Origin of the sequence: uncultured Marixanthomonas sp., assembly GCF_963974425.1 — a bacterium.
Lineage (GTDB): Bacteria > Bacteroidota > Bacteroidia > Flavobacteriales > Flavobacteriaceae > Marixanthomonas.
In genome coordinates this window covers 30767-47026 of record NZ_CAXBCK010000028.1, presented here as the reverse complement: position 1 = coordinate 47026, position 16260 = coordinate 30767, and the positions used below count along the sequence as shown (strand labels likewise).

The following is a 16260-nucleotide window of genomic DNA, read 5'->3' as shown; positions in this document are numbered from 1 at the left end:
ACGGCCTATCTTAGCTCAGTTTTATAAAAATCATGGGGTTGTGCAACGGTTACCGTTGTTGCCAGTAGTACTTTTTATTACAGTTTTTCAATCGATTAGTTGTTAAATTCTATTTTCCATCCTTTTAATAGGTTTTTTAATTCCGTTGTTCTTTTATTATTTAATTCAGTCATACAAATTTTATAAAAAGCAAAACCTCCTTGAGCCGCATCTCTACTTTGATATTCTGCTATTTTACATTTTCCCTCGCAATATTTTTTCCATCCGCTCTGACTTTTAAACAGAAACAATTTGTAATTTTCAGTGTCAGAAGTTCCAACGCTATCGAGAAATTCAACACTTTCATTATAAACTTCTTCAAGGTTTGTTTTGGATTCAGTTAATTTTTGAGCAATATCAGCTCGAACTTCTATTGTGCTTTTTGTTTGGTCATCCACTTTATCGGATTGAGCCTTACATTGATAAAAAGTAATTATCAGTGGAAATATTAAGATCAGTTTTAAATATTTAATCATTCGAGTGATTTTTTGTATTACTGGCAACGTAGGTATAAACGCATTGCGTTTATATCAATTATAGCTATACTATTAAAAGGGGAGTTGTTTGTAAAAGTAAGAAAAAAGTTGAGAAACCCTGCTCAATAGAATATCCAAGCGGTTGTCTATGTAGTAAACGCAGAAAATATAAACGAACTGAATTACTTTTTATCCACTAGCCTTTCTAAGTAAGCCGTCTTCTCTTGCTCTACTTTTATAAGGCGTTCATAGAGTTTTTTGTTTTCTTCGTAGGCTTCGACCAGTCTGTCTATTGGGTTAAATGTGGGATACATCCCCTGATTAAAACTATTTCCCTGTGGTGAACTATTATCATAAAAGTTATTGAAGTAATTAATAGCTCTCTCTTCAGAAAAATTCTTAATAGTCATTGAACTAACCCCTAACGCCTTAGCTACTTTTTCCAGCTTTTCCTCTTCCAAGGTCTCACTTTGTTCAATAGTGGAAACACTCTGCTGGCTGATGCCCAGTTCTTCGGCCAAGGTTTCTTGTTTCATCCCGCGTAGTTCTCGAATGCGGCTAATCTTTCTCCCGATGTGGTTGGTCTTTGCTGTTGTATTCATCCTATAAAAATAGCTATTATTTTTAAAAGTGACACACCCTACCACTTTTTAGTACCATACAAGTGGGTTTTGGTATTTAACAATCCCGGTTGGTTGGGTACGGTCGTTTTTTATGGTTCCTTTCACTGGAATTATAAAAACAATCTATTATGAACACGTCTATCAAAACGCCTACGGATTTTTCTTATCACAACGAACTCACAGGATTTATCGAACAACTAGAGACCTTTCTACCGATAGAAGCGGTGTATCTCTCCCACAAGCCTCCTTATGACTGGGTGGTGGTGCTTACCTCTCAAAATATCCAGCATATTCCACCGCAACTCTTTTCCTACACCCATACGTTTTCAAGCATGCATACCCATTTAAAGATTCGGGTGTATGGGGTCTCCTATGCTGCTATTTCCTTTGAAAAAGGATGTTCCTTTTTTGTACAACATTTGTTTTTTGGACACTGTATCTATGGGGATCCGCCGCAGTTGCTAGCTGATTGTAAGTTGAATATGCTACCAACAACTTTACAGAAGTCTAAAGACCATATTGATTATGAGCTCAACAAGGTTCGCGCTTTTCTTTCGGCAGCCCTTATGCATCAAGCGCAGGACTCTTTTGCGGTTGCGGCCTTTAATTACCATCAATCCATTGAGTTATTATTTCGAGTGGCTGAGTGGTTATTGATAGGAAAGTCTAAAATCACCCACCGTATTTTATCACACATTACCTACTTGGAAGCGTTTGACGATTGTTTTACCGACCTCCTTACGCTAGAAAACCCGGAAACTAAGCAGCTCTTTGAAATACTGGATAGTGCCTATTCAAATGCGCGGTATAATGATGATTTTACAATAAGTAAAGATGAATTAGAGGCATTTCAAGTAATGACCACCCAATTAATCTCGCTTGCCCAACAGCGATTTAACCGACAATTAGTACAACTACAAAAGTTATTCGACCAACGGAACTTATATATTAAAAAAAAGAAAGAGAAATTTATACCAGGAACATTATGTATTGACGAACCTTCGTTTGTAAAAGCCCTGGGATTTTTAAAGAAACAGTATGACTTACAGCAAGCCTATCTTCTACATCAACACTATACCTCTGTTTTGCAGACGCGCTATTTAGCTTCCTTGAGCGATACTTCTCGTGTTTTTAATAGCTACACGGTAGTACTGTTTACCCCTACCGCCATACCGCTCTCTCCCGAACAACTTACCGAGACTTTATACGAACAATGTCATCGAGGTTGTAAGCTCTACTGTATTTGTTATACCATACAAGAAGCTAAAGAAAGTATGCAGGAAGGTGACAATTTTCTGTGCCACATACGTGACCGGGCCAAGGAGGTGTATTGTCATACATTTTCGCTTGCTACTTTACAGCATAAAGCCGTTTATTACAAACCCCTTTGGCAAACGATGCTTGCAATTTGGGAGATTCGTTATCGGAGGGCGAAGCACCTTTGTTCTATCTTTGATTACGAACAATATTTGGCCGATCCTTCCGCTCAGTTATCCATTTTGCACACGGCTTTTTGTCAAATTTATTTAGGAGTATTATATGTATTTTGGGCGTTTGCTCCCAAGCGTTATTCCCTTGCTTACCTTATAGCGCTCTGTAATAGCACCACGTCCCTGCCCTACCAAGGATTTGACTTTTCGGTGACCCTACCGCCTCATTGGTATGCCTATTTACTTAACACGCCCGAATACTTAGAAAAAGGCGAGCCCGCCCCAATACACAAAGAAGATATTGATCAAATGGCACAGCACTGTGCGCAATGTATTGACCACTGTCAGAAGCTTGCCGAAGCAGAACTGGAACGGGTGAAACCCCTCTATTTTGGAATATCTAATTAACAGTATTTATACAAACGCACCCCCACCTAAAACACTAGATGATGAAAACAAAAAAGTTGCATAAGAAACTCCAGAAGCTGCGAAACGCTCATTTGTATCGACTTAAACCCAAAAATAACCATAGAAGAGGAGCCCATTATGAGGTATCTATTCCTATAGCCAATCATGTAGAATTAATGTTCTTGATAGGCAACTTACTTAAGGTAAGTATTCTTGCGTTGGAAGAGCCGAAGTATGTAACGGATCCTGATATTCCCCAGCATTATCACAATGTGCAAGAAGTATTACGCCATGCCTTACACCTCATTCCCTTTGAAGAGCAAGAGTTTATTGACGCTGTTACCGATTTATTAGATCGTTTACCGGAACAATAGGAGCTTTTATAGATTGCGAGTAAAACGCTATTGTTTTATTTTTCTGTATGGTGTTTTATTTCCATTTTTTGGGCAGATATATTTGTTGATCATATATGGGGTGATGGGTTTTAAGGATTTTCCTGTTTCGGGGTGTTTTGCCAAGTCTGTAAACCATTGATAGTTCCCTCTTTTATTTTTACCATAGAAAATTTTTGGGGTGCCATCGGGATTAAAAAAGGTCGTATTGCAATCTGCTTCTATCCTTTTAAAATTATCGATCCGCTCCTGTTTGTATATTTTTAATATTCCATTACTCAATTTTTCGGCATCGAAGTCGGCTTCCACATACACTGGATCTTTCCATTCCATCCATCGCTCTCTTGTGAGGTATTGCCACGCCAGGATTCCTAGCAAACCTACAATCAAGACTATTGAAACGGTCACTTTCCAAGCTCTTTTTTTTGTGTCCATAGGTTCTGCCCTTTCTTTAGTTAATGTGCTTGCTTTCCAAGATTTCATATCATCATACCCTAGGTATTTACATAATCCTTCTATTACGAAATCCGGCATTTCAACGGGTTCCCCTTTTTTTGCTGTTTGATACTTTGTTACGAGGCTTCTATCTCCATAGGGCTCTTTTGTTTCCTCTTGAATATAGTCTGATAATACCCTAGCCCTGGGATAGTCACGCCGTTTACCGGTCTTATTTCTCACCTCCTCAAACGCGCTGATAATCAAATTTTTATACATAACACCGTTGTTTTATTTCTATACAAATTTTATCGAATTGGTATCGAAATTTTGTTTCGAAATCCTTTCGATGTCTTTTCCATCGCATTTCGATTGTTTCGAAACCTTCCTCCACATATTTGTCCTGTTCTATTCTACTGCCTGTATCAGACAGGTTTCTGATGAACGGATAGGACCCCTTTGCACAGCACATTCGTCAGGTGCTTTTGAGAAGTAATCATTTCTCGATTGTGTTGTGCACGACTTCTCAACTCGAGGAGGGACGCCTCTTCATTTTACTGCGGATTAACCGCACCCTTCTTGGGAACATCCCGAGCAGGTATTTATTATCAATTTTAAAAATACTTTAAAATGAAGAAAATTTTTATAGTTATGTTTACGGTTTCCCTTATTTTGGGGGCAACTTCTTGTACGCCTGAGCAATTACATACTCAGGGCGTTCAAAAACAAGCCTGTTGTGGGGAGGACGATCCCATTATACCACCCCCTCCACCACCGCCACCACCTGGAGGATAATAAAACTGAATTTTAAATTTTTAATCCTATTTTAGAGGAATGAATACACCTTTACATTCATTCCTCTATTTTATTTTCTTAGGAACGCTCTTCGCGTTAGTAAGTTCTTCTCATCTGTATGCACAAACCAAAAGGGATTCGCTAAACCAAGTCCTAAATACCATCCGCACGTCTCAAGAGAAGCTAGAATTAGTAGAAGGCATCCGTTATTTAGAGCAGAAAGAAGATTTTATAGAGAAAGAATATCCCAGTAGCTATAAAGTGTATGTCTATGAAGCCATGGCCAATACGTATTATAAGTTGGGAGATTTGGATAGCAGTGAAGAATATACTATTAAAGGTCTTTCCTTGATTAAATCGGATACCGAAAGCGACCATACCAGTATTAGGATACGATTACTATGTTTGTTGGGGATTTTACAAAAAGAACGACAGTTTTATGATTTGGCATCGCAATACTATCAACAAGCGTTACAGCTATCCAACACTGCCAGTGACAGTCTTTCCATCTTAAATAATCAAGCTACATTATTTAAAGAACAAGATCGTTATAACAAGGCGATTGCCACCTATACATTAGGACTTACCCTCGTCCCTAGGTTACAAAAAAATAGTCTGTATCAAAAAACGAAGCTATTAGACAATCTTGGGAACACCCGCTCGTTGGCTGCGGGAGAAGGACTTTCTGAACTGACACAAGCCTTACAACTTAGCAGCCAGCTTTCAAACCACATACGCTCTTACTCTATTCACCGTCATTTAACACAGTATTATTTAAGGAAAAGAGACACCGCATCTGCGCTCCCATATGCTACTACTATGTATGAACTTTCCAATATGATTAGTGATAAGGATTATGAAAAGGAGGCTTTATCCCTCCTGTTAAAACTCAATCAACCACAGTATGGATTACGCTATGTTCATCTATCAGATAGTTTAAACACTGCCCAGCAAGCCGCTGAGAACGCTTACGCCTTGCTAAAGTATGATAAATCGGAAGCTGAAAAAGAAGCTTTGGCAGCGAAAGTGGGTAAACAGCGCATACTCCTCTTTGGAGTCCTTATTCTATTTGTGGTTCTATCCGTTTCTTTATTTCTAATCACCAAAATACGACGCAAAAGAAAACGCGCCATACAAGAAACCGAACAGCGCATCGCGAAGCATATTCACGATGATATTGCCAATAATATATTTTTGGTGATGAACAAGATTCAAAATACAGAAAATAATAGTGTTTTGGATGATCTTTCGGCTATTTATGAGCAAGCGCGACGCATCTCACGAACCCATAACCCAATAGATACCCAACAGCCTTTTCAACAGGTTTTGTTAGATTTATTGCAACAGTACACTACCCCACAGCTAAAAATAACGCCTCAAAATATCAGTACCGTGTCGTGGAATAAGGTCTCTGCCAAAAAGAAAGCGGCGGTGTATAAAGTGTTACAAGAATTATTAACCAATACCCTCAAGCATAGCCAAGCCAGCTTTGTGATCGTGAAGTTTCAACATCAAAAAGCAACTTTATTGATAGACTATAGCGATAACGGAAAGGGAACAGACCGCAAGCCAAGCGGGGGACTGCTGCATGCGGAAAACCGTATTCGTACCATTTCTGGAACTATTACCTTTACCTCTCAACCCAATCATGGATTTAAGGCCAAAATAAAAGTATAAATGTTTAAAAAAGTATTAGTAGCAGAGGACTTTGGGAGCGTAAATAAAGGTATTGTGACTACTCTAGCCCCTTTAGGAATATCTACAATTGAATATGTAAGCTATTGTGATGACGCCTATTTGAAAGTAAAAAAGGCAGAACAGGATGGGGAACCGTTTGATCTCTTAATAACCGATTTGTCATTTAAACCTGACCATAGGAAACAAAAGTTGCACTCTGGAAGCGAGTTAGCTACCGTTTTAAGTAAAGAACACCCTACTTTACAAATTATTGTTTTTACTCATGAAGATCGTTTGGAAAAAGTACGGATGCTTTCTAACCTTACCACAGTACAGGCGTATGTTTGCAAAGGGCGTCATGGCAACACAGACCTATACACCGCGGTACAAGAAGTAGCTAAAGGCAAATCCTTTTATTCTGAAGCAGTAGCCCCGGGGCTTCTAAAAGAACCCATGCTAGAGCTTACTGATTTTGATATCACGCTTTTAAAACAGCTCTCCCATGGCTTGTTACAGGATGAGATTAGTGCGTATCTCAAGCAACAGAATATGAGGCCGAGTAGTCTCAGTTCCGTTGAAAAACGTCTGAGTAAATTAAAGGATCATTTTAATGCAAAAAACAGCACCCAATTGGTGGCCATTGTGAAGGATTTGGGGATTATTTAAAGTTGTACTGCCTACGGTTTCCCGTAAGACATAACCAATTGTAGTCTGTAGCTTTGATTATCTAATCTTAATATATAGAAATCATGGCAAGAAAACCACTTGGAACTACAGGAAAAACTGGAGAAACGTGTCCAGAATCAGGAGTATGGGAATCGCAGAGCTCTCCATCTACTACTATCCCACTAAGTAAAAAGTGAGAAATTCCCACCTTATAACAATAAAGCTGTTACTTGGAAATTAATACGTTACGCGTAATTTCAATCATTTTAAATCCCTTACGGAACCCCGTAAGGGATTTAAATTTCAAGAATATAATTTTGATTAAAATAAAAAAAATCATGGCAAGGTATTATGTAAACAAAAAAGCTCAAGCAAATGGAGATCACGAAGTTCATACCTCCACTTGTTCCTTTCTTCCCAAAGTTGACAATAGAATATATTTAGGAGACTTTTCTAGCTGTAAAAGTGCCGTGAGGGAAGCTAAAAAACATTATTCAACAGCAAATGGATGTTATTATTGTTCAAATGAATGTCACACCTCTTAAGTTATAATTAAAATGGGGTTTAAAAAACTAACGCTATTATTATTTGTATGTTTTGCAAGCTTAATATCTTGTGAATCAGAGGACGACAATATTCACTCCAATTCTTCATGTGGTACTCATAATGGGAATCAACTACACAAAGGACCTGAAGGAGGTTGTTATTACTACAATAGTAATGGCAATAAAACATATGTTGATCGATCAGAATGTAACTGTTAACACCTAAGAGATGAGTTTCAGATTTCAAAAAAGGATTAAACTAGGAAAACATTTTGGAATTAATGTCAGTAAATCTGGCATATCACCCAGTTACCGGAACAAGCGGGGCAGTATTAGTTCTAAAGGATATTCGGTTCGAACCGGTATTAAGGGCGTGACCTACCGAAAGAGTTTTAGCAAAGCAAAAAATAGTGGTTGCTTGGTAATATTGATTGTCATATTTGTGGCTTCTATTTCTGTTATTTCCATTATCACTTAAATAAAAACATAGTCTACATTAATTTAACCCATAACTACCATGATCACAACCGAACTAAAAAGTCATTTTTTAAGACTGTATCAAATGGCATTTTCAGATGATAATTTCGATAGACTGGAAATGCAGATGCTCTATAATTTTGCCGAGCAACGGGGTTTGACCAAAGAACAACTAAATGAAATTTTATTAAACCCTTCTCATGATACCGCTATTCCTGAAAGTGTTGAAGCACGAGTGGAGTACCTCTATGATTTAGCTGTCATGATATGGGCGGACGAGGTAGTCACCGAGGATGAATATGTCACTTTAAAAAAATATTGCCAAAAATTTGAATTTTTGGAGGAAAACATCACTGAATTGACAGACTATCTACTGGAAGCAGCTAAGAAGAAATTACCAAAAGAAAAAATTATTCAAGCTATTAATTCATAAGCATTATGGGAGCAATCAACAATTTATTCAAATTAAAAAAGAACCCTGAACCCACAACAAATGGCTGGGATGATACTACCGAAGATGCACGCGAGCAATTACGGGTTACCTATTATCAAAGTGGGTATGGTGCTTCAAAAAAAGCAAGCGGAAATTCTACGACATTTGGTGCCGGTTTGCGTGAACTCTACAATAGTTTTGAGAACTTATGTAGAAAACAACTAAATGAACAAAAGCGCCTTAAACAGCCTTACATTGAGGAACAAGAAAAGCAGCGCACCGAGCTCAAAAAAAGAGAAACCGTCTTTCATATTTATGAAGATCAAGTGGAAGCATTGGATAAAAAAATAGAATCACTAAAATTTGAAATATCAGACGTTAAACTAAACCCTGATAACTATGGCGTAGATGCTGACAAACGCCCCAAAGCTCAATTTTACATTGGCTTGTGTTTATTATTACCCATTACAATCTATCTTTTTGTTTTTTATATTTCAGCCTCCTACTCTGCCTTTTTTAAAGATTTTGAGACCGATAGTTTGACTGCAGCTATTTTTGATGCGAATGCCTTGAGCAAGTCTATTTCAGATGGCTGGTTAGAAGCTGTTTTTGTAGGCACTATACCATTTGTCTTTATGGGATTGGGTTATTTAGTTCATATGTTTCAGAAAAATAAAGGGTGGCATTCCTATTTAAAACTTGCTTCTTTGTTTCTTTTGACCTTTGCTTTTGATGTTATTCTGGCGTATTTGATTGAGAAAAAAATATTCTTATTTAATGCCTTGCTTGGACAGGAATTTACAGCAACAGATGCTATTCAAAGTGTAAACTTCTGGGGAATTATTTTTGCCGGTTTTGTAGTTTATATCATTTGGGGGCTTGTATTTGATTTTGTAATGAAGGAACATGAAAATGTGGATAAGATTAAAGCCTTTATCCGAAACAGAAAAGAGGACATCAAGAATGCTATTGCCAAAAAAGCAGATTTGACTTCGCAAAAAGAGAAGGTGAAACATGATATAACCTCTATTAAGGGTGTTATTTCAGAACTCCAATCCAAAATTGATGGCTTTGTGTTTCCGGTAAAAGAATATCTGAACTATCACTACCAATATAAAATGGGTTGGTATCAAGCTATCAATTCGGAACTTAAATTCCCAATGAATCAATTAGATGACATTCGAAATCAATGTGAAGAAGTAGAACAAAAACATTTGGAAAATCTCAATCTCGTGGATATGGACTTCCAACAATTGGTATTCGCTAAAAACTAAATTTTATGAAAAGTATACACTATATAATTTTCGGTATAGTCCTATTTTTTTGCTTGGGATGCGTAGAAGATAATTCAAGAGATGCCGCAGTAAAACAACAGGCTATTGATGTAACGTCCAAAAACAACTCTAATGAAAATTTAAATATCAGCTTTCTTTTAGACCTATCTGATCGGATTAATCCCGAAAAATATCCGAACGAGACTATGGAATATTACGAAAGGGATGCAGCCTATATTACCTCTGTCTCAGAAGCCTTCGATACACACCTTCGTTCTAAAAGAGTCCGAGCGATGGATGAAAAAATTCAGGTATTTTTCGACCCTGAGCCTAAAAATTCAACTATCAATTCAATCTCAAATCAACTGAAGTTTCATATTACAAGAGAAAATGCTTCCTTAGAATTATTGGATAAAGTGAAGAGTATCTACGCAACAAAACCGAAAGAAATATATGAATTGGCTATTGCTGATAATAAATATGTGGGATCGGATACTTGGCGTTTTTTTAAAACAAAAGTGGAGGATTTTTGTATTGAAGAAAACCACCGAAATATTTTAGTGATTCTAACCGATGGCTATATTTACCATAAGGATACTCAAATTAAGGAAGAAAACAGGACTACTTACTTAACCCCACAAACGATTAGAGGCTTTACCTTGAATACCGCTGATTGGAAAAACAAATTGGATGAAAAGGGATACGGATTTGTTACTGCCAATTCAGATTTAAGTAACTTGGAAATCCTTGTTCTTGGTATCAACCCAGATAAGAAAAACCCGTATGAGGAAGATGTTATCATGCGGTATTGGAAGGAATGGTTTGAGGCGATGGATGTAAAACGCTTTGAGCTTAAGACTGCTGGTTTGCCTTCAAATATGGATAAAATTATCAAAGATTTTATCCTACACTAATTTTACAAAGATGTAATTTGATACAAAGGGATTTGATCCTGTTATCAATTTATGTGAAATCTATAATTTGGATAAAAATAGTATCTTGTCCATTAATCAACTGATCATGAAGCATCTCAAGCTTGTTTTTTTACTTCTTTTCCTGCTTTCCATCAGTTGTTATGGACAAGATTCAGTATATGTGACGAAAACGGGGGAAAAGTATCATGTTGAAACTTGTACGCACTTACGATACTCCAGTATCAAAAAAACACTTGAAGAAGCCATTGGTTTAGGCTATTCGGCCTGCAGCGTATGTAAACCATCCCCTCGCACCAACACTACAAACACAAGTGCGCTTACACCGACAAAAGAAAAGAAAGTCACCACTCCTACCACAAATTCCCGTAGCACCTACGCCGTGCAATGTTCCGGAAGGACTCAATCCGGACGACGCTGTAAGCGAAAAACCAAAAATGCTTCAGGAAGGTGTTACCAGCATTAATATCGAAATAATTTTCAGAAAGTTTTGTACTAAACGGGTCGAAGTATTGAAAAAACAAGGCTTATACTATGAATACGCTACACTTTGTTTGATACGATTCCGAAACGAGTTCGGTATGACAGTTTGCGGGTTCTATCATTGATATAAAGGAGAAATACCTACTGGATCTCAGCACTCAATCCGGCTTCCAATAGCTTGGTACAACGAGGTTCTAAATCTGGGTAGGCTCCAGATTTTACAGTACATTTTCCTTTATAATGTACAATAATAGCACATTGCTCCGCCTGTTCTGGAGTGTGGTCACACGCGTAAATAAGCATATTGATAACGTGATCGAAGGTGTTCACCTCATCATTGAACAAAACAATCTGGTTTTCTTTGTCTTCTTGTTCGGCAACTAACAGGTCTTCCTGTAATTTCTCTTTGGTACTCATAGCAACTACTAATTTACAAATTTTGCGGCAATCCAGTTAGTCCGTTCCTTATTTTCAACGAAAGTGAGTCCTAACTTATTGCAACATTCCTGTATAAGTGGTAGGTCTTCTTTATAAAATCCGCTTAGGTAGAGTTCCCCATTTGGTTTTAGACAACGGTGGTAAACATCCATATCAGCCAGTAGAATATTTCTATTAATATTAGCGATAATGGTATCGTACGTAGGTTCAGTACGTAGCACAGTGGCATCACCCAAAGCAACTGAAATATGTGAACAGTCATTTCGTTCTACATTCTCTTGGGAGTTTTCTACACACCACGTATCAATATCAATAGCATCCAATTGGGTAGCACCTCGCTTTTCAGCTAAAATGGCCAGTACGGCTGTACCACAACCCATATCAAGTACGGTTTTATTTTTCCAATCATTTTCTAAAATGTGCTGTAGCATCATAAAGGTGGTTTCATGGTGTCCAGTACCAAAGGACATTTTTGGCTCTATAATAATCTCATATGGTAGGCCACGTTTCTCATGAAAAGGTGCTCGTACCACACAAGTATCATTTACTTCGATGGGTTTAAAATTTTGTTCCCACTCTGCATTCCAGTTGGTTTGCGCTATATCTTTTTTATTATATTCAATCGTGAACGCTTCCGATGAAAGAATTTGCACCTCATCTAATATGTTCTCGTGCCACTCCTCTTTTTGTATATAAGCAAGTACTCCGGTTTCAGTTTCCACAAAACTCTCAAATCCGGTATATCCAAGTTCAGCAATTAAAATATCTGTCCCCGGTTGTACTGGTGTAACAGTAAAGGTGTATTCTATATATATTTCTGACATAGTTTCGATTCAAATTTTAGGTTTTATAGCTTACCGGTGGCTTCGATACATTCCGCTTTCAGCGAAACACTCAGCCACCTTCTCTATCTTCTATATGATTTGCAATTTTATAAGTTTACCTAGCGTGTACTATCCTCTAACAACTACCCACGATCCCTAGGCGGCATCGAAGGGCTAAAAGGAGTTTGCAATCTTCATAAAGCTTTCCACATTCAACGAAGCGCCACCTATCAATCCACCATCCACATCATTTTGACTGAATATTTCCGAAGCATTGTTAGGTTTTACACTTCCGCCATATAAAATAGAAACGTTCTTAGCGATTGTATTAGAATAAGCATCAGCAATCGTCTTTCTTATGAAAGCATGCATTTCTTGAGCTTGTTCTGGGCTTGCGGTTTCTCCTGTTCCAATAGCCCAAACTGGTTCGTAAGCAATAATTATATTCTTCCAATTTGCTTCGGAAAGGTGAAACAGTCCTTCTTCCAATTGTTCGTTAATAACTTTAAAGTGATCGTCTGTTTCTCGGTGGCTCAATTCTTCTCCTACACAGAAAATCACGGTCATGTCGTTTTCCAAAGCTGTATTCACTTTTTCGGCTAACAGGTCATTATCTTCATTAAAAATAGAACGGCGTTCGCTATGCCCCAAAATAACAGTTTTCACACCTACACTCTTAAGCATACCTGCGGAAACCTCGCCAGTAAAAGCACCTTTTTCACTCTGATGTAAATTTTGAGCAACCACCGTCACCGGATGGTCTTTTACAGATTGGTAGGTATGATTTAAGTTGGTAAATGCAGGCGCAATCATTAGTGAAACTCCTTCGGGAATTACCTGTTTTTTTAATTGAACCAAAAACATTTCAGTTTCGGCCATATCGTTATTCATCTTCCAGTTTCCTGCTACTATTTTTTGTCTCATGAGGTTGATTTTTTTCGTTTTTTGTTAGTTGTTCCCTTCGACTTCACTTAGGAACCTTTGTTAGTTAGTTATTTTTTTTTTGCTCAGGAATCGAGGCGTTAGTTTTAAAAATACTATTCCTTTTTAGACTCCCAAACACCATCTGCCCACTACTTATATCTTACTTTCTACTGTAACATATCACTGCTCACTACGTACTTATTTTCGGGTCTAACCAGCCATAAATAATATCTACTAAAATATTGATTACAATAAATACAATTGCAATGATTAATACAGCTCCCATAATTATAGGAAGGTCTAAGGTGTTTAAAGCATCTACAATTTCTTTTCCTAAACCATTCCAGCCAAAAATATATTCTACAAACACCGCTCCAGCTAACATAGATGCAAACCATCCAGAGATAGCAGTAACCACTGGGTTTAAAGAATTTTTTAAGGCGTGTTTTCTAATAATCGTTGCAAAGGATAATCCTTTTGCCTTAGCAGTGCGAATGTAATCTTGGTTGAGCACCTCTAGTAGTGAATTTCGCATTAGTTGCGACACCACAGCCAATGGCCGAATGCCCAAAACTAAAGCAGGTAAAATCAGGTTTTTCCATTGTATGTGTGTTCCTTCACCAAAGTCGTCAACATAATAAAGACTCCCAGTCATATTTAAATTGGTATATTCATGCAATACAAACCCAAACAACCAAGCAAACAAAATAGCACTAAAAAACGACGGCACGCTCATACCTAACGTACTTACTAATTGGATTAACTTATCAACCCATCGATCTTTAAATAGTACTGACACAATGCCCAACAACACCCCCAAAACCATAGCAATAATAATGGCTGAAACGGCTAGCACCACAGTATTAGGTAAGGTTTCTGCTATTACTTTGCTTACTTTTTTACCATTCTTCTGAAACGACTCTCGAAGATAGGGAGTTTTTAACACGACAGTTGTGTTTCCTATTGTAAATAAAGAAGCTGCATTATACTTTCCTTCTGAAAGAAATGTATAGTCATCATCCTTTGTACTATGGAAGGAGACTGGAGATAAATCGTTTAAATAATACACGTACTGAAGCCCCACCGGTTTATCGAATCCGTACTTTTTTTTCACTACGGCAATTTGCTCGGCGCTTTCGTTTTGGCCTAACATCATACGTGCGGGATCGCCGGGTAAAATAGTAAACAAAAAAAAGATAACCGTTACCACGCCAAAGAGCGTTAATAAAGCATATCCTAATTTTTGTAGTATGTACCCTGCCACCAGCTTATTGATTTATAGTTTCCATTGTTACTACTTTGTACTCAAAATCGTCACCAAACAATAGCTTTGCATATTCTTCGATGGTTTGATCAAAACCCGCTTCTGCACGACGTTGGTTTACAGTTTCTGGATTTTCAATAGGCCAGATAAAGCTGCCGCGTTCATCATCATAGTTTCTTCCTTGTGTACCGTACACCTGTGGTTTCTCTTGGTTCATTAAATAACGATCTTCCATCATCGCCACCAAACGGAAAGGTATTTCCCCCTTTTTCCCTGCTTCTTTTATTAGCGGTAAATATTCGGGTATTTTATCAGGGTTATGTTGCAACACATACCAGGCGGCTGTATTGGTAGGTTCGCCTACGTGTGTTTTACCTGGGTAACCCATACTTTTGAAAACTTTTTCAACAAAAAGCATATTGCTACTGTCAATAACAGTTTGCATAGACCAAAGATCGCCGTTATATTCTTCAGGAGTTAAGCCCATTTCTTCGCCCATTGCTGCTCGTTCTTCGGGGGTTTTGGCTTGCATTAGTTTCCGGTAGCGTTGGTCTAATACAGCAATACTATCTAAACGATGTTTTAGGTTGAAGTCTAAGTCCGGTTTTGCCGTTTCCAATTTTTGTAGCTGTAATTGATCCAAATCGTTCCAATGTACCTTTTGTTTAATAGTCCCTTTTTGAAGGTGTAACACTCCTGGATTGCTTCGGACAATCGTTTTTAACGTAGTCTCATCACAAAAGTAAAAGTCGAAGTTCAATTTATAGCGCTCTGCCAATGTATTTGTACGCTCAGTAGAAGATGCCGACATACCAATTACTTTATACCCTTTTTTTAGTGCTTCGTTAGTTATATCACGAACTGGGAAGAATCCATCTTTTTCAGATTTATTTAAGTTATAAGCTACTACAATTATCAGGTTTTCTTCTTGTAAAAATTCATCTAAATAATTTTTGCCATCCCGTTCAATAGTGAAATCGTGAATAGGCGCCTCATAACCTGCTTGAATCTCTGTTGTCTCTACTCCTAAAAACTCTCCTTCTTGTTCTGGATAGTCGCCTTTTGTGGTTACTATTTTTTCTTCTCCATCCACATTAAACTTCCAATCATAATCGTAAATAGGCTTCGGCGCTCCTTCTGGAATAGTCATCCCCTCTTCTAGGTTAGCCCCTATTTTATAAGGACGGAAATCTATTACAGGCAAATGCATTAATACGTGATACGTAACGCCTAAACAACCAATAAAGCACACAAATATCACCAGGCTACGAATGTTTCGGGTAAAAAGAGGTTTAATATATTTACTTCCGAAGAATAAAATTAAAATAAGAACCAATAAGATAATATCTTTGATAAAGGATTGCCAAGGGGTCAATGGAATGGCATCCCCAAAGCAACCGCAGTCGGTTACTTTATTGAAGTATGCCGAGTAAAATGTTAAGAAAGTAAAGAAAATAATCATTAACAAGAGGCTCCATACTGTGAACTTTCGCAAGTAGCCTATAAGCAGCGTCACTCCTAACAATACTTCAAAAATAACTACAAAAATTGCGATGAGTAAGGCATATGGGACAAGAAACTCCAAGTTTAATACACCCGGAGCGAAATAATCTTGTAGTTTAAATGAAAAACCTATGGGATCATTTAATTTAATAAGGCCGCTGAAAATAAAAAGGAGTCCTACCAATACCCTTGAAATGCCTACTAGTACTTTCATAATGTTTT

General features: G+C 37.6%; 18 protein-coding genes. 10 read left to right on the top strand and 8 right to left on the bottom strand.

All coding sequences use genetic code 11. The features are described 5' to 3' along the window. Positions 1 to 95: 95 nt before the first annotated feature. Together AACZ92_RS09760 and AACZ92_RS09755 are read right to left on the bottom strand one after the other, a co-directional pair. The gene (locus AACZ92_RS09760; RefSeq protein ID WP_339700443.1) at positions 96 to 515 is read right to left on the bottom strand and encodes a lysozyme inhibitor LprI family protein; all 420 of its coding nucleotides are present in this window, start codon (positions 513 to 515) and stop codon (positions 96 to 98) included. Positions 516 to 697: 182 nt separating this feature from the next. After that, a complete protein-coding gene (locus AACZ92_RS09755; protein WP_339700439.1) occupies positions 698 to 1117 on the bottom strand; it encodes a helix-turn-helix transcriptional regulator in 420 nt (139 codons plus the stop codon). A 149-nt stretch (positions 1118 to 1266) separates the two neighbouring features. On the opposite strand from AACZ92_RS09755, the gene AACZ92_RS09750 reads away from it, so the two are divergent. Continuing rightward, positions 1267 to 2976: a HEPN domain-containing protein gene (locus tag AACZ92_RS09750; protein ID WP_339700436.1), complete on the top strand. Its 1710-nt coding sequence runs from the start codon at positions 1267 to 1269 to the stop codon at positions 2974 to 2976. 56 nt (positions 2977 to 3032) lie between these two features. Continuing rightward, entirely contained in the window at positions 3033 to 3350 is a 318-nt protein-coding gene (locus tag AACZ92_RS09745) for a hypothetical protein (RefSeq protein WP_339700433.1), read from the top strand. A gap of 27 nt (positions 3351 to 3377) precedes the next feature. Here the strand turns inward: AACZ92_RS09745 and AACZ92_RS09740 are convergent, their stop codons facing one another. Continuing rightward, positions 3378 to 4082, bottom strand: a complete 705-nt coding sequence (locus tag AACZ92_RS09740; protein WP_339700430.1) for a hypothetical protein — start codon at positions 4080 to 4082, stop codon at positions 3378 to 3380. 351 nt (positions 4083 to 4433) lie between these two features. Here AACZ92_RS09740 and AACZ92_RS09735 point away from each other — a divergent pair, with 351 nt between their 5' ends. The 8 genes from AACZ92_RS09735 (at position 4434) to AACZ92_RS09700 (ending at position 11210) form a co-directional block, all read left to right on the top strand. Next, on the top strand, positions 4434 to 4598 hold the full coding sequence (locus AACZ92_RS09735) for a hypothetical protein (RefSeq protein WP_339700427.1): 165 nt from the start codon (positions 4434 to 4436) through the stop codon (positions 4596 to 4598). Positions 4599 to 4637: 39 nt separating this feature from the next. After that, complete coding sequence (locus AACZ92_RS09730) at positions 4638 to 6275, top strand: hypothetical protein (RefSeq protein WP_339700424.1); 1638 nt, start codon at positions 4638 to 4640, stop codon at positions 6273 to 6275. Next, on the top strand, positions 6276 to 6941 hold the full coding sequence (locus AACZ92_RS09725; protein WP_339700421.1) for a response regulator: 666 nt from the start codon (positions 6276 to 6278) through the stop codon (positions 6939 to 6941). Between the two features lie 338 nt (positions 6942 to 7279). Then, positions 7280 to 7486, top strand: coding sequence for a hypothetical protein (locus tag AACZ92_RS09720; protein ID WP_339700418.1), 207 nt, complete (start codon positions 7280 to 7282; stop codon positions 7484 to 7486). A gap of 562 nt (positions 7487 to 8048) precedes the next feature. After that, positions 8049 to 8396: a hypothetical protein gene (locus AACZ92_RS09715; RefSeq protein ID WP_339700415.1), complete on the top strand. Its 348-nt coding sequence runs from the start codon at positions 8049 to 8051 to the stop codon at positions 8394 to 8396. Positions 8397 to 8401: 5 nt separating this feature from the next. Next, complete coding sequence (locus AACZ92_RS09710; protein ID WP_339700412.1) at positions 8402 to 9670, top strand: ABC transporter permease; 1269 nt, start codon at positions 8402 to 8404, stop codon at positions 9668 to 9670. 5 nt (positions 9671 to 9675) lie between these two features. Next, positions 9676 to 10584 carry a hypothetical protein gene (locus tag AACZ92_RS09705; RefSeq protein ID WP_339700409.1) on the top strand — a complete coding sequence of 303 codons (909 nt, stop codon included), beginning with the start codon at positions 9676 to 9678 and terminating at the stop codon, positions 10582 to 10584. A 332-nt stretch (positions 10585 to 10916) separates the two neighbouring features. Beyond that, positions 10917 to 11210 carry a hypothetical protein gene (locus AACZ92_RS09700; protein ID WP_339700406.1) on the top strand — a complete coding sequence of 98 codons (294 nt, stop codon included), beginning with the start codon at positions 10917 to 10919 and terminating at the stop codon, positions 11208 to 11210. A gap of 16 nt (positions 11211 to 11226) precedes the next feature. On the opposite strand, the gene AACZ92_RS09695 is transcribed toward AACZ92_RS09700, so the two are convergent. The 5 genes from AACZ92_RS09695 to AACZ92_RS09675 all read right to left on the bottom strand — a co-directional run bounded on the left by AACZ92_RS09695 (position 11227) and on the right by AACZ92_RS09675 (position 16252). Beyond that, positions 11227 to 11502, bottom strand: coding sequence for an ATP-dependent Clp protease adaptor ClpS (locus AACZ92_RS09695; protein WP_339700403.1), 276 nt, complete (start codon positions 11500 to 11502; stop codon positions 11227 to 11229). Positions 11503 to 11510: 8 nt separating this feature from the next. Beyond that, a complete protein-coding gene (gene prmA, locus AACZ92_RS09690) occupies positions 11511 to 12347 on the bottom strand; it encodes a 50S ribosomal protein L11 methyltransferase (RefSeq protein WP_339700400.1) in 837 nt (278 codons plus the stop codon). 174 nt (positions 12348 to 12521) lie between these two features. Beyond that, positions 12522 to 13271 carry a triose-phosphate isomerase gene (gene tpiA / locus AACZ92_RS09685; protein WP_339700397.1) on the bottom strand — a complete coding sequence of 250 codons (750 nt, stop codon included), beginning with the start codon at positions 13269 to 13271 and terminating at the stop codon, positions 12522 to 12524. Positions 13272 to 13461: 190 nt separating this feature from the next. Next, positions 13462 to 14535 (bottom strand): ABC transporter permease, encoded by a 1074-nt coding sequence (locus AACZ92_RS09680; RefSeq protein ID WP_339700394.1) that lies wholly within the window; start codon positions 14533 to 14535, stop codon positions 13462 to 13464. A 4-nt stretch (positions 14536 to 14539) separates the two neighbouring features. Further along, positions 14540 to 16252: a BT_3928 family protein gene (locus AACZ92_RS09675; RefSeq protein WP_339700391.1), complete on the bottom strand. Its 1713-nt coding sequence runs from the start codon at positions 16250 to 16252 to the stop codon at positions 14540 to 14542. Positions 16253 to 16260 lie beyond the last annotated feature (8 nt).

Bases quoted from the DNA above. Each gene is read 5' to 3' on its own strand.
- AACZ92_RS09760 (WP_339700443.1), bottom strand. From the start codon at position 515: ATGATTAAATATTTAAAACTGATCTTAATATTTCCACTGATAATTACT.
- AACZ92_RS09755 (WP_339700439.1), bottom strand. From the start codon at position 1,117: ATGAATACAACAGCAAAGACCAACCACATCGGGAGAAAGATTAGCCGC.
- AACZ92_RS09750 (WP_339700436.1), top strand. From the start codon at position 1,267: ATGAACACGTCTATCAAAACGCCTACGGATTTTTCTTATCACAACGAA.
- AACZ92_RS09740 (WP_339700430.1), bottom strand. From the start codon at position 4,082: ATGTATAAAAATTTGATTATCAGCGCGTTTGAGGAGGTGAGAAATAAG.
- AACZ92_RS09735 (WP_339700427.1), top strand. From the start codon at position 4,434: ATGAAGAAAATTTTTATAGTTATGTTTACGGTTTCCCTTATTTTGGGG.
- AACZ92_RS09730 (WP_339700424.1), top strand. From the start codon at position 4,638: ATGAATACACCTTTACATTCATTCCTCTATTTTATTTTCTTAGGAACG.
- AACZ92_RS09725 (WP_339700421.1), top strand. From the start codon at position 6,276: ATGTTTAAAAAAGTATTAGTAGCAGAGGACTTTGGGAGCGTAAATAAA.
- AACZ92_RS09720 (WP_339700418.1), top strand. From the start codon at position 7,280: ATGGCAAGGTATTATGTAAACAAAAAAGCTCAAGCAAATGGAGATCAC.
- AACZ92_RS09715 (WP_339700415.1), top strand. From the start codon at position 8,049: ATGGCATTTTCAGATGATAATTTCGATAGACTGGAAATGCAGATGCTC.
- AACZ92_RS09710 (WP_339700412.1), top strand. From the start codon at position 8,402: ATGGGAGCAATCAACAATTTATTCAAATTAAAAAAGAACCCTGAACCC.
- AACZ92_RS09705 (WP_339700409.1), top strand. From the start codon at position 9,676: ATGAAAAGTATACACTATATAATTTTCGGTATAGTCCTATTTTTTTGC.
- AACZ92_RS09695 (WP_339700403.1), bottom strand. From the start codon at position 11,502: ATGAGTACCAAAGAGAAATTACAGGAAGACCTGTTAGTTGCCGAACAA.
- prmA (WP_339700400.1), bottom strand. From the start codon at position 12,347: ATGTCAGAAATATATATAGAATACACCTTTACTGTTACACCAGTACAA.
- tpiA (WP_339700397.1), bottom strand. From the start codon at position 13,271: ATGAGACAAAAAATAGTAGCAGGAAACTGGAAGATGAATAACGATATG.
- AACZ92_RS09675 (WP_339700391.1), bottom strand. From the start codon at position 16,252: ATGAAAGTACTAGTAGGCATTTCAAGGGTATTGGTAGGACTCCTTTTT.